The sequence below is a fragment of the Corynebacterium tuberculostearicum genome (genome assembly GCF_046097465.1).
Classification (GTDB): Bacteria; Actinomycetota; Actinomycetes; order Mycobacteriales; family Mycobacteriaceae; genus Corynebacterium; species Corynebacterium tuberculostearicum_I.
In genome coordinates this window covers 1,025,262-1,037,286 of record NZ_CP175799.1, presented here as the reverse complement: position 1 = coordinate 1,037,286, position 12,025 = coordinate 1,025,262, and the positions used below count along the sequence as shown (strand labels likewise).

The 12,025-nt window shown below is 56.3% G+C and carries 15 protein-coding genes and 1 tRNA gene; 6 read left to right on the top strand and 10 right to left on the bottom strand.

Going from position 1 to position 12,025, the window contains the following annotated elements:
• Nucleotides 1-112 precede the first annotated feature (112 nt).
• Nucleotides 113-1,039 (top strand): type I pantothenate kinase, encoded by a 927-nt coding sequence (gene coaA / locus ACKFRX_RS05005; RefSeq protein ID WP_250413500.1) that lies wholly within the window; start codon nt 113-115, stop codon nt 1,037-1,039.
• 3 nt (nt 1,040-1,042) lie between these two features.
• Here coaA and ACKFRX_RS05000 read toward each other — a convergent pair whose 3' ends face one another.
• From ACKFRX_RS05000 to mca, 3 genes are read right to left on the bottom strand one after another with little or no spacing between them, the layout of a single operon-like run.
• Nucleotides 1,043-1,819, bottom strand: coding sequence for an isoprenyl transferase (locus ACKFRX_RS05000; protein ID WP_150850761.1), 777 nt, complete (start codon nt 1,817-1,819; stop codon nt 1,043-1,045).
• Between the two features lie 12 nt (nt 1,820-1,831).
• A complete protein-coding gene (locus ACKFRX_RS04995; protein WP_179386285.1) occupies nt 1,832-2,143 on the bottom strand; it encodes a hypothetical protein in 312 nt (103 codons plus the stop codon).
• A 3-nt stretch (nt 2,144-2,146) separates the two neighbouring features.
• Nucleotides 2,147-3,037 carry a mycothiol conjugate amidase Mca gene (mca, locus tag ACKFRX_RS04990; protein ID WP_250410230.1) on the bottom strand — a complete coding sequence of 297 codons (891 nt, stop codon included), beginning with the start codon at nt 3,035-3,037 and terminating at the stop codon, nt 2,147-2,149.
• Nucleotides 3,038-3,132: 95 nt separating this feature from the next.
• Here mca and ACKFRX_RS04985 point away from each other — a divergent pair, with 95 nt between their 5' ends.
• The 3 genes from ACKFRX_RS04985 (at nt 3,133) to ACKFRX_RS04975 (ending at nt 4,565) form a co-directional block, all read left to right on the top strand.
• Nucleotides 3,133-3,603: a DUF4307 domain-containing protein gene (locus ACKFRX_RS04985; RefSeq protein WP_040425062.1), complete on the top strand. Its 471-nt coding sequence runs from the start codon at nt 3,133-3,135 to the stop codon at nt 3,601-3,603.
• Nucleotides 3,604-3,723: 120 nt separating this feature from the next.
• Nucleotides 3,724-4,245: a transcription elongation factor GreA gene (greA, locus tag ACKFRX_RS04980; protein WP_005323614.1), complete on the top strand. Its 522-nt coding sequence runs from the start codon at nt 3,724-3,726 to the stop codon at nt 4,243-4,245.
• 41 nt (nt 4,246-4,286) lie between these two features.
• The gene (locus ACKFRX_RS04975) at nt 4,287-4,565 is read left to right on the top strand and encodes a hypothetical protein (RefSeq protein ID WP_005323615.1); all 279 of its coding nucleotides are present in this window, start codon (nt 4,287-4,289) and stop codon (nt 4,563-4,565) included.
• A 45-nt stretch (nt 4,566-4,610) separates the two neighbouring features.
• Here the strand turns inward: ACKFRX_RS04975 and ACKFRX_RS04970 are convergent, their stop codons facing one another.
• The 7 genes from ACKFRX_RS04970 to ACKFRX_RS04940 all read right to left on the bottom strand — a co-directional run bounded on the left by ACKFRX_RS04970 (nt 4,611) and on the right by ACKFRX_RS04940 (nt 10,635).
• Complete coding sequence (locus ACKFRX_RS04970; RefSeq protein ID WP_408928209.1) at nt 4,611-6,194, bottom strand: hypothetical protein; 1,584 nt, start codon at nt 6,192-6,194, stop codon at nt 4,611-4,613.
• Between the two features lie 308 nt (nt 6,195-6,502).
• Nucleotides 6,503-7,225 carry a DUF3558 family protein gene (locus ACKFRX_RS04965; protein WP_408926585.1) on the bottom strand — a complete coding sequence of 241 codons (723 nt, stop codon included), beginning with the start codon at nt 7,223-7,225 and terminating at the stop codon, nt 6,503-6,505.
• A gap of 363 nt (nt 7,226-7,588) precedes the next feature.
• The gene (locus tag ACKFRX_RS04960) at nt 7,589-8,338 is read right to left on the bottom strand and encodes a Bax inhibitor-1/YccA family protein (RefSeq protein WP_005327420.1); all 750 of its coding nucleotides are present in this window, start codon (nt 8,336-8,338) and stop codon (nt 7,589-7,591) included.
• A 209-nt stretch (nt 8,339-8,547) separates the two neighbouring features.
• A tRNA-Leu gene (locus tag ACKFRX_RS04955) sits at nt 8,548-8,624 on the bottom strand.
• A 40-nt stretch (nt 8,625-8,664) separates the two neighbouring features.
• A complete protein-coding gene (locus tag ACKFRX_RS04950; protein ID WP_408928208.1) occupies nt 8,665-9,630 on the bottom strand; it encodes an exopolyphosphatase in 966 nt (321 codons plus the stop codon).
• 10 nt (nt 9,631-9,640) lie between these two features.
• Nucleotides 9,641-10,189, bottom strand: a complete 549-nt coding sequence (locus ACKFRX_RS04945) for a DUF501 domain-containing protein (RefSeq protein WP_198492793.1) — start codon at nt 10,187-10,189, stop codon at nt 9,641-9,643.
• A gap of 8 nt (nt 10,190-10,197) precedes the next feature.
• Nucleotides 10,198-10,635 carry a septum formation initiator family protein gene (locus tag ACKFRX_RS04940; RefSeq protein WP_234447489.1) on the bottom strand — a complete coding sequence of 146 codons (438 nt, stop codon included), beginning with the start codon at nt 10,633-10,635 and terminating at the stop codon, nt 10,198-10,200.
• Nucleotides 10,636-10,856: 221 nt separating this feature from the next.
• Between ACKFRX_RS04940 and ACKFRX_RS04935 the strand changes: the two genes are divergently transcribed.
• Together ACKFRX_RS04935 and ACKFRX_RS04930 are read left to right on the top strand one after the other, a co-directional pair.
• On the top strand, nt 10,857-11,387 hold the full coding sequence (locus ACKFRX_RS04935) for a hypothetical protein (RefSeq protein ID WP_005323635.1): 531 nt from the start codon (nt 10,857-10,859) through the stop codon (nt 11,385-11,387).
• Nucleotides 11,388-11,422: 35 nt separating this feature from the next.
• Nucleotides 11,423-12,007, top strand: coding sequence for a hypothetical protein (locus ACKFRX_RS04930; RefSeq protein ID WP_408919022.1), 585 nt, complete (start codon nt 11,423-11,425; stop codon nt 12,005-12,007).
• Nucleotides 12,008-12,025: the final 18 nt, after the last annotated feature.

Sequence of the window (12,025 nt, the reverse complement as noted above, 5' to 3'; positions counted from 1 at the left end):
TGGTCCCCTTCTCAAAATCAAGCGGTATGGGATGCTGCATATCTTATCGTGCCAAGCTCCCTAAGGGGGGCATACTTTTACCCACAGATTATGCAAGTGCAACAATGGAACCATGGCGCGCACATTGGATTCGAGTCCCTACCTAGATTTTGACCGCGAGACCTGGCGTGAACTGCGTAAATCCATGCCTCAGGTGCTCACGGAAACCGAGGTGGAAAAGCTTCGCGGCCTAGGAGACCGCATCGACCTGGACGAGGTAGCTGATGTCTACCTCCCCCTCTCCCGCCTCATCCATATGCAGGTCATGGCACGCCAGCAGCTCACCACGGCTACCGAATCTTTCTTAGGCAACCCTCCGACGCACGTTCCCTTTGTCATCGGTGTGGCCGGCTCCGTGGCAGTGGGAAAATCCACCACCGCCCGCCTCCTTCAGGTACTCCTGCAACGCTGGGACTCCCACCCCAAGGTCGCGCTCGTGACAACCGACGGCTTCCTCTTCCCCACCGAAACCCTCAAGAAACGCGGCCTCATGCAGCGCAAGGGATTTCCAGAATCCTACGACCGGCGTGCACTCCTTCGCTTTGTCACGGACGTAAAATCAGGAAAGCCATTGGTCAAGGCGCCGCTTTATTCCCATATCTCCTATGACATTGTGGACGGGGAATACCAAGAAGTTCATCAGCCCGACATCCTTATTCTGGAAGGGCTCAATGTACTACAAACGAGCCCCACGTTGACCGTGGCGGACCTCTTTGATTTCTCGGTATATGTTGATGCCCGCACCGACGATATCGAGCAGTGGTATATCGACCGCTTCCTTACTCTGCGCCACACCGCTTTTCGCGAGCCCAACGCCCACTTCTCTGCCTTTGCAGACATGAACGATGAGGAGGCCCGCGACCAGGCCCGCGAAATTTGGCAGTCCATTAACCTGCCGAACTTGGTGGAAAATATCCTGCCCACCCGTGTGCGAGCCTCCCTCGTGCTGAAAAAGGGCTCGCATCACCTGGTAGAACAGGTGCGGATGCGCAAGCTCTAGAGCCTATTTGCCAAAGCGGCGCGAACGTTGGGAGTAATCCCGCAAGGCGCGGAGGAAGTCCACCTTGCGGAATGCTGGCCAGTAAGTATCCGTGAACCAGATCTCGGAGTACGCGGCCTGCCACAGGAGAAAGCCCGACAGGCGTTGTTCACCAGAGGTGCGGATAACCAAGTCCGGGTCCGGTAGTCCCTTGGTGTACAGGTGCTCACCAATAGACTCTGCGGTGACGCGGTCCGCCATCTCCGCTGCGGTAGTTCCCTTCTCTGCTTCCGCGCGCACCAAGTTCTGCACTGCGTCCACGATTTCTTGGCGCCCGCCATAGCCCACCGCCACATTGACGATGACCCCGGTATTGTCCTTGGTTTCTGCCGCCGCCGTCACCATGCGCTGGCGAATATCGTCCGGGAGCAGATCGAGGTGGCCAACCAAGCGCACCTGACAGCCGACGTCGCTATGAGATAGGTGCGTAACCACGTCCGAGATGATGTCAAAGAGCAGCTCTACTTCCTGCTCGCTGCGCTTCAGGTTCTCCGTGGACAGCAGATAAATGGTGACCACTTCGATATCGGTATCGCGGCACCACGAGATCATCTCTCCGATTTTCTTCGCGCCTTGGCGGTGACCATGGCTGATATCGGTAAAACCAGCCTCACGCGCCCACCGACGATTGCCGTCGGCCATGATGGCTATGTGCTTAGGCTGCGGCTTTCCCTTGATCAGGCGCGCCAGACGGGCTTCATATGCTGGGTAGGCCAGCTGCTTGAGAGAACTCACGCTCATTAGTCTATCCGCCTAGAAAATGGACTTCTTGCGGTTATCGTAAATGCCGGCTTCCTTCATCGCCTTATCCACGGCTTCCTCATCGAATGGATCGATTCCGTGATCCTCCGCAAACATCATGCGGCGGCGAAAGCGTGAGTAGCGGCGATGGAAATTCCAGCCCGCAAACAACACCGCAACTCCCATAAGCGCCAGGATCAGCAGGCCGATGGGCGAAGCTTTGCCAAATTCAGGGCCCATTGGGCCACCTTCGGCACCCTCGGTTCCTTGGGCGAGTACAAATACGTCATGTGCGGCAAACACGAAAGAGCCATACATGCTCATGTCTTAGGCCTCCTCTTCCTCTTCGATGCCGGCGAAGAGGTCATTTTCGGGCAGAGAGGTAGAAACGCGAGTCTTCGCCAGCTCGAACTCCTCGGTGGGCCAAAGGCGCTGCTGTACCTCCACCGACGTCGCCAAGAAGGCACCCGCCGGATCGATCTGCGTGGCGTGCGCCCGCAAGGCCTCCTCGCGATTGCTGAAGTAATCCGCGCATTCCACCTGGGTGGTGACACGCGCCATGATATCGCCAAAAGCGGTGTCCCAACGCGCCAACATTGGCCCATAAGGACTGGTATTACCCTCTTCCAGGAGCAGATCATGGAACATCTTCATGCGCTGATAAACAAAGCCGTGCGAATAGTAAAGCTTCAGCGGCGCCCACGGTTTACCCAGCTCTGGGTGATACTCGGCATCGCCCGCCTTCTCCCACGCGATCATAGAAGCCCGGTGGACCATTAGGTGATCTGGGTGCGGGTAGCCACCATTTTCGTCATAGGTAACAATGACGTGTGGACGAAATTCGCGGATAACCTGGACGTATTCCTGCGCGACGGTGTCATCGCCCAGCAACGCAAAACAGCCCTCCGGAAGCAATTCCTCCATAGTCTTGCCTTCAACTGGGTCGGGCAATCCGGAATCAACGTGGCCCAGCCAGCGGTGTTGTACGCCCAGCGCCCGCGCAGCGTTAGCCATTTCTTCCCGGCGCACCTCGCCCATCTTTTCCTTGATTCCCGGGCGATCCATGGCGGGGTTAATCACATCGCCGCGCTCGCCGCCGGTACAAGTTAGCACCAAAACCTCATTGCCTTCTGCGGCATAGCGCGCGGTGGTTGCAGCACCCTTGGATGATTCATCGTCTGGGTGCGCGTGGATCGCTAGTAGGCGAAAATCGCTCACTGAAAATCCATCCCCTTATTAATCTAGGTTCTTTGAACAGATGATTATCCTAGTAGATAATTGGAAAACAGTGGTCCTCGGCTAGAGTGGAAGCCATGACTTCCGCCGGAAAATCTCGCTCAGTCGCCCGCTACGGCTCCCGCGGCTCCTCTGAAAAGAACTCTGGTAGCTGGACTAATAAGGCGCTGGTGCTCATCTTTGTCGCCATTTTTATCGCGCTTATTTTCTTCGGATTCCGGTACTTCCAAGAAAAGGAACGCGTGAACGCACAGGTGTCCATCGTGACCCAGGAGGTTTTGAGCGATGATTCCACCCGCGTTTGGGTCGATGTCACCCGCAATCACACCGATGAAGATGCTTATTGCATTGTCCAGGCCTTTGACTACTCCAAGTCCGAAGTAGGCCGCCGCGAATTCCCTGTTCCCGCGGGCGGAAACGAAACCCAGCGCATCGCTGTCGACGTCCCGACCAACGCTCGTGCCGTAGCCGGCGGGGCCTATGGTTGTTCCGGCAACATCCCCGAATACTTGGATATGGATAGTCCTGACTACGCGGAAAGCCGCTAGCCGCGTGTGCTAGGATTTGTAGCGCCTAGAACTGGGCATATGCCCGGTTCCACTTTTACCTACAGCCCCAGGGATTAACAGGGGCTTTGACCACAATTCCTATCTACGGAAGGTTGCAGAATGGCTGAGCAGCAAAAGCAGTACATCACCCCGGAAACCAAGGCGAAGCTCGAGGCCGAGCTGCAGGAGCTCATCGACCACCGCCCAGTAGTCGCGGCTGAAATCAACGAGCGCCGTGAGGAAGGCGACCTCAAAGAAAACGCCGGTTACGACGCCGCACGTGAGATGCAGGACCAGGAAGAGGCCCGCATTAAGCAGATTTCTGAGGTTCTTGCGAATGCCACCACCGAGCGCGGTGCCGTTCAGGAGGGCGTCGCCCACACCGGTTCCGTAGTTCACGTTTACTACAACGGTGACAAGGACGATAAGGAGACCTTCCTCATCGGTACCCGCGCCGCTGCTTCCGATAACAAGGACCTAGAAACCTATTCCGAGCAGTCCCCGCTGGGCGCTGCCATCCTTGGCGCACAAGAGGGCGAGACCCGCGAGTACACCGCTCCGAATGGCAAGACCATTTCAGTCACCATCGAATCCGCAGCGCCGTATGATTCTGCTAAGGCCGCTGCTCCACGCGAGTCCTAAACTTTTAACCACTTACTACTCTGGAGAAAGAGCACATCCCCATGAAGAAGTTCTCCCGTTTCGCCGCCGCTGGCCTGGTCTTCACCGCTGGCCTCTCCCTCGCTGCTTGCCACCCACCGAACCAGCAGGATTCTGATTCCAAGGTAGAAAATGCCTCCACCTTCACCGGTGAGGCCCCGATGCAGAAGGATGCTGAGACCAGCTCTTCCGCACCCGAGACCGTTGTTGAAGAGGAAGCACCTGTAGTCGAGTCCGGTGTTCCAGAGGAGCCGGCACAGCCGCACTTGAACGGTACCGCCACCGAACTGCCACAGCAGTAATAAGGGCTTGAAGGGCCGAGTGATTTCCTCGGCCCTTTTTTCATGCTATTTTTCTGGGTCCACTTCCCGCACCCAATCCCCGATGACACCGGGTACGACAGCAGGCGGCTCTCCCAAGAGGTCGCGCTTATTGGGGTCCCGTTCCACCTGCGTGGTGACGGACTTTACGCGCTTTCTCTCACTGTCTTTGCCTCCGCGCATCCCCATCATTGGACCATAGGCTCGTGCCCCTCCGGTTGAGCGGCCTGCATTGCCACCGCGTGCTGCCGCGGCGCCTTCGCCGCCACCTGTTCCCGAAACAAGGCCGCCACCCACGCCAGGCCGCATGCCCGCACCAGCACCGGTTCCAGCACCGCTGCCAAGACCAGCGCGCATGCCCGCACCGCCGCCGATTGCATTGCTATGGCCAGCGCGCATGCTCGAACCGACACCGGCGTAGGGCGCTCCGGCTCCGCGTCCAAGGTGCAGGCCCGACTGCGCTCCTCTTCCGGAACGCGCAATATCGGCGCCGCCACTTACATTTCCTGCAGTGGATCCAATTCCGCTCCTCAGGGGCTGACCGCCTAGTACACCGCGGCCCGCATCCGCAGGCCTTCCGGCTGCCATCATCGGTGCCATCCCAGTATTGGCGGATTGCGCTGTAGCTCCCGGCGCCATCGCACCGCCGCCGTGAAGCGCTCCAGCATTTGCTCCCGCGGCAACCGGATGCGCTGTACCACTAGGAACCTGCCCCATCGCCCCATTCGGCGCAGTTACGCCCGGCATGGATTCACCTTGGGTGGATACTTCATTTCCGCCGATGGCTACGTGGTCTCCCAGGCCCAGCTTTTCCAGCGCATTCCTGCCGCTGGTATGCATCTGCTGGTGAAACTCATTAATTTCTTGTGGGCTCATCCCTACTGCTTCTAGCCCGTCCACATTGCCATTGACGACGTCGAAGTTCCCCGGCCCCAAATCTCCTCGCGCTATCGCTTCCGCAATTTTCTTTGGCCATACCACGGCATCGGTGGTGTAGCGCTGCCCATCACCGTCAACGCCAGCGAGGCCCGCGTCGACACCGCCGCCTCCCGAAGCCGGCGATTGTTCCATCAAAGCGTGCTGGTACGGCATTGCCTCAACCGCGAAGCGCTGCAGGTCAGGCTGCAATGCGGCCAATGCGGCCTTTTCCGCAATCTCGCGCTCAACCGGTTCTGGAATGGCCATCACTTCCATCGCCATGGCCATTGCAGTAGGCTGCATGCCCATCAGCTTGGCATGGAATCCGGTCAGTTTCTCCCCCATGACCTTGGCATTTGCTACAAAGTGGCTTCCCGACGCCGCCACTTCCCTAATCTTTGCCGCCGCCCTCGACGTTGCCTCACTGTCGTTCTCACCTTCCAAAGACCCGGCTGCTTCCTGTAGCCCGCTAACGATATCGTCGACTTCCGACGCCAACGAGCTCCACCGTGCATTTGCCTCCGACACATTCCAGATCTGCGTCGACATTAGGTCCGTAGCCAGCTTCACAATGTCCGTACCGACATTCACCACCGGCATGGAAAACCCAAATGGGCTGTACCCCGGCTCCGGCTGGTTCATAATCGGCATCGACTCAATGCCAATTTCCCCACCCGCATCCGCGATCTCCATTCCCCGACTATTCGCGTCCTCCTGCGCCTGAAACCCTCGGGCTTCCCGTCCTAGACTGTCGTCCAACCACTCGAGTTGTTCAGTAAATGCTCTTATAGAGTTGCTAGCCGAGCCGGGATCAGTTTCAAGCACTCTCTGGTGCACTGAACCCACATGGTCAATTCCTACTACCGATGAAAAGCCGGCATTCAATGGAGATCTTGTTTGGGCTGCCAATGAATCCATTTCTCGTCGCATTGTCGAGGTTTTTAACGCTGCAGATAAAATACTTTCCGTACGGACTTTCACTCTTTCCCCCGATTTAATAACTAAGATAGTTGAAGTAATATTTTCTCGGCTTCGAAACATTTCTCTTGGAAATTACTATCAAAGCTCCTGCCAGAATGACTTACAGTTACGTAGCCTCGTCTTGTTTGAACACCAGCCGTGCAGAACATGTCCTCAAATAGCTCATCCTCGACGAATTCGACGGGACTCGTTTCAACTTCAGATTGAGAATTTTCGAGTTCTAACAATTGGTTAGGCGTAGGAGTTCTTTTCGAACTCGAAAATCCAATGATTCCCGAAAACTCATCGCTTCCCTCAAGAGTAAATGTACAAAGGGATAAGCCAGTTTCTCGAATAGTGTCTCCTTCCAGTTCTCCGGCCCCGATTTTTTGCAAGGTTCCTTTGGGAATCTCCGTACACGGATCAAAAAGCTCGAAGCTCGGGTCTGCCGGATTGAATTCCCCCAGTGGCGGTAGGACGCCGGAAGTGTCTCCCGACCCCGTGGCGCCGGCCTCCCCCGGTTGGCCGGCGCCGTCCGCATTCTCCCCGCCATTAGTGTGCGCCGATTCCCCCTGATTGTCGTCCGCATCATCCCCCGGGTCCCCGTTGGTTCCCCCTGCACCGTCGGCCGAACTAATGCCGCCAGCCTCGTCCACCTTGGTGGGTTCCTCTGACGCGCTCCTCGTACCGATGTCCGCAACGCAGCTACTCAGCATAACGGTGCTGCTGACCATCAACGTTGCTACGGTGACCTGACGCTTCACAACAATCCTTCGCGCACTCACTTCCTGACGAGAGGAACAGGAAAAGTGAAACAGAGAACTTTTCACTTCGTATTTCCCGTTCCGGTACACAGCATGCATGAGGCCCCAAGAATTTTCTATGCAACCGCAAAGGTTAACGGCAATTTAACAAAATTATTTGCCCCATATGTCACATCCATAACGTCTAAAGGGCGAAATTTCCTGCTCATTAGCTGTACCACCCCTGGGAGTGGTTTTGTAGACCAAATGAAGGCTAAACCCGCACTTTATCCCCCAGAATTACCCCAGAAATTACACGTTTGTAAGCGATTTTTGGCAACAAAAAGGCCCGCACCGAAGTGCGGGCCAATGCAAAAGAGTCAGTTAGTCTCGCTGGAAATAGCTCAGCAGACGGAGGATCTCAGTGTAGAGCCAGACCAGAGTCACAGCGAGGCCAAGAGCTACGCCCCAAGCGTTCTTAGCAGGAGCACCAGCGCGGATCATGCGGTCAGCCTGATCAAAGTCGGTCAGGAAGGACAGGGCGCCGAGAACGATGCAGACAAGCGAGAAGATGATGGCAATCGGGCCACCATCACGCAGTGGGTTGAAGTCAAAGAAAATCGCGCCCAAGAAGTTAACAAGAGCCATGACAGCAACGCCGGCAATCAGGCCGAAAAGGATCTTGGTGAACTTCGGAGTCACCTTCACTGCGCCAGTCTTGTACACAATCAGCATGCCGATGAATACACCAATCGTGCCGACAATCGCTTGGCCAATGATGGCCATGCCGCCCTCGCCCTGGAAGTTGACGTTGGAGAACATCAAGGAGAAGCCACCGACAAATAGGCCTTCAAATACGGCATAAATCAGGGTGACTGCAGCAGAACCCCACTTCTTGCCAAAAGAGGCAACGAGCACGGTAATGAAGCCACCGATACCACCGACCAGAGTCAAGGCCATGGCAATACCCGGGCTTACTAGCATTCCCAAGGCGAAGTTGATGGCTGCGGCGACGATGATAACGCCGAGGGTAATGCCCGTCTTGGTCACTACGTCATCCACGGTCATGGGACGAGTAGATACGTCCTCATAACCAGAGTTTTGACGGCTACTATTTTCGGTCAGAGAACTCATTACCGGATTGCTTGAACGCACGGTTGTCCTTTCTAAGAGAGGTGCAAATTAGCTATCTCACCCCATTCAACGAGACACCACCCCATAAAGTTCCACATTCTTTCCATTTAGCTAGAAGTTTTGTGGGTAACTTCCGCATAAAGTCTGTGGAGACCTGTTGACGAGAAAAGTCTCGAGACACCGTAGGAACGATGTCTCGAGACTTCACATGGTGCCCCCAGTGGGACTCGAACCCACACTGAATCGATTTTAAGTCGACTGCCTCTGCCGATTGGGCTATGGGGGCAAGGGCAAGGAATATTTTAGGCCACCCCACCCTACGGGAGTTAACGAGGGGTACCCTCCGCAGCCAGACCAGCGATAATGCCGTCGAGAATGTCCTTTTCACTGATGAAAAAGCTGCGCGCATCGCAATTTCGCTCGATAAGCTGCATGATGCCTTCGACGGCTACCGCCCCACCGCCAATGACGTCGGCACGGCCGGGGTGAATGACGGGGTTGAGGGCGCGGACGTCGGAAGGCAGGCCAATAAGCTGCTGCAAAAGTACGCGCAGGGCATCGAAACGGAGCTCAGACCCGTGAATGGCATCGGCGTCGTAGCGCTCAAGGCCCTGAGCTAATGCGGAAAGAGTGGTGAAGGTGCCTGCGCAGCCGACGATGGTACGGGCCTTAGAAATAGGTACTATCTTCTCCACTTCTGCCGTGCGCTCGCCGACGTACTCGGAAGCGATCTCAATCTCCGACTCGGTAGGCGGATCGGTACGCATAATGCGCTCGGTTAGCCTGACGCACCCCATGCGGGCAGAGTGGGTGCCCAAGATATCGCCATCGGCCGTGCCTACGACGAACTCGGTCGAACCGCCGCCCAGATCGATGACACAGAATGGCCCGCGGTCTGGCTCCACATCGGCCACGGCGCCAGTAAAGGACAGCAGAGCCTCTTCCTCACCCGAGACGACCTCCGCCTGTGCGCCAGGCTGAATTTGTCCGAGCAACTCAGCGGTCATGTCGAAGAAGTCCTGCTGGTTCTTGGCATCGCGAGTAGCGGAGGTAGCGACCATCCGCACGCGGGTGACCTTCTCAAACTTCATCTGGCGTACGTAGCCTTCCAAGGCCACGCGGGCGCGGTCTAGGGCCGCAGGGGCGATTTCGCCAGTGGCATCGACTCCCTCTCCCAGGCGGATGATTTCCATGGTGCGGGTAATATCGCGGACCTTGCCGTCATCCTGAATCTCAGAGATGAGCAAGCGAATCGAATTGGTACCGCAATCAATCGCAGCAACGCGAGTCATAGCAGCCCTCCTATTCCGCGTTAGAGAAATCGAACTGGGCCAAGTCAATTCCCAGATCTTCTACGCTGGGCCAATCTTGCGGGATGGCAGAGCCTCGAAGCTTGCCATGGTCAGCGGCCATGGCAACCGCTTCAGTTCCCAACCGGAAATGCTGTGGGCCCTCCGCAAGCGCGTATGCGATGAGCACATGCAGACACTTCACCCGATCGGGCATGCCGCCACCGGAGAAATCGGTACCAAGGTCTTCGATGTCATTGCGCTTGGCCAAGAAGTATTCGTGGGCGCGCTGATAGTCGGCAGCCAATTCTTCGTCCTCACCCAAGCGGGCTTCCATCCACTTCATAACGTGGGCAACCTCCAAGCGTGAGGCTTCGGCAGTAAGCCGTGGGTCGGTGAGGTAGTAGAGGGTGGGGAATGGGGTGCCGTCGGCAAGCTTGGGCGCCGTCTTAATTACCGCGGGCTGCCCATCCGGCGTGCGATAAGAAACCTCCAGGACCCCGCGCGGGGTGCGGCCCAATTGCTCAGTTACTACAGCGATATCTGCATCAGTGACGGTCATGCGGACAATTATCGCACATCTGGATTCTCTTCCGGCGCAGGCTCAATCGGAAGATGATTTACCTGCTCGGATGGAGCTTCCTCCTCAGGGGGCTCAGCCACGGAGTCCCACAAAACCTCGTACCATTCGCGGGAATCTTCTTCCTTCTGACCATCTGTAGTGAGCTGGTCATCCGGCTTTATCTGCGGGTCAATGATGCGATAGGCGGTCTCGCCCTCATCGACGACCCCGAATCGGCGCCGCGCCTCCTGCTTGATGTACTCATCAGACTTATATCTATCAATCTTTTCCAGCAAAGCAGCCTTCTCATCCTGCTTGGCGGCGATTGACTCATTGAGGCGGGCAATTTCGGACCGGCCGTGGTAGTAATTGCGCAGCGGAATAGCGATAGCAAACAAAACCACGAGCACGATAGCTACGATTACGCCTACTCCGGCAATACTCATCCGGTCCGGCTTCTGTTTCTGCTTCAGTTGTGCACGCTGAGCTTTGCGGATATCCGCAGCACGCGACGCCACCGGAACCCTAGTGCGGCTCCGGTTTCGCTGCCTCTTCTTTTCGCGTGCCATAGGCCTCTAATCCTAGCGCCGTCACTCCTGTAACAGGGACGTGGCACGCGCAATTTGGATACACTAAAAGAAATTCTCCCTCCCAGGAAGGAAGTTTCATGTCCCTCAAGCGCCTCCTCCCCGTTCTCACCGCAACCCTATTCCTTGCCAGCTGCAGCCCTTCCGCCCAAGACGGCGAATACCCCGTCTACGGTGACGGCTACGACCTGAACACCAAAGACGGCATGGCCGACTATCTCAAGGAGTACAAAACCCTGCCGGATGATTACATCAACCACGATGCTGACCAGCTCGAGGGCGACGATCAGCCCGAGACCTTTGAAACCAACGCAGATTCCGTGAAGAAAGCCGGCGAAGCTACCTGCAAGAATAACGAGTTGCTCGACATTTCAAAGGAATATTTCCGAGGAAACACCGACAAATTTGGGGAAGCTGTTATGTCATCAGTCAGCGGCTCTGATGATAAATACAGTGATGTTTTTGAGGCACTGAACATCCCCGATGACGCACCAGACAATGACAAGATCATGGCTGCAGCGATGACCTCACTCGGTGCCGTGATGGCTTGCGGCGATGAATTCAGCGATGAAGAACTGGAAAAAGTCGCTGAGTCCATCCATTCCAGCTAGAGCTTCGAACCAGATTCCCTACTTAAGGAATAGCTATGCCCCTCAAGCGTCTCCTCCTCCTAGCCGCCGTAGGCACCCTACTTACCGGGTGCAGCTCGACCGACCACAAAGAAGAAGCAGCCACCAAAGCGGAATCCCCCACTAGCGAAAGCCCTACCAGCAGCGAAACCCCCACCACCACAAGCAGAAAGCACGACCTCAATACCAAAAGCGGCTTCATTTACCACATAAAGGAACACGGCACGATCCCGGACTTCTACCTAGATGTGTTCGGCGCTGGGGCTTCCGAAGAGGAAGACGGCCCTACAAGCTACGAGGTCAATGCCACGACGCTGAAGAAGGCTGGATTTGTTGCCTGCGAGAATGAGCAAATCCTGGACGACGCCAAGTATTTGCTAACCCATGGCGACAGCGCATTTGAAGAACTCGTCCCTAGCCTTGAGGAGTTCGATAGGAAATACGCTCCCGTCTACGAAAAGCTTGAAATTTCAGCGGCTTCTCCCGTCCTAGACAAGCTTTTTACCATGTACATGGCTGGCGTGGGTTCCCTCGCCACCTGCGGTGACAAATATGACGATAAGGAACTCGAAGCAGTAGCTGACAACGTTTTCAGTTACTAACCCCCGGAATTTCGCACA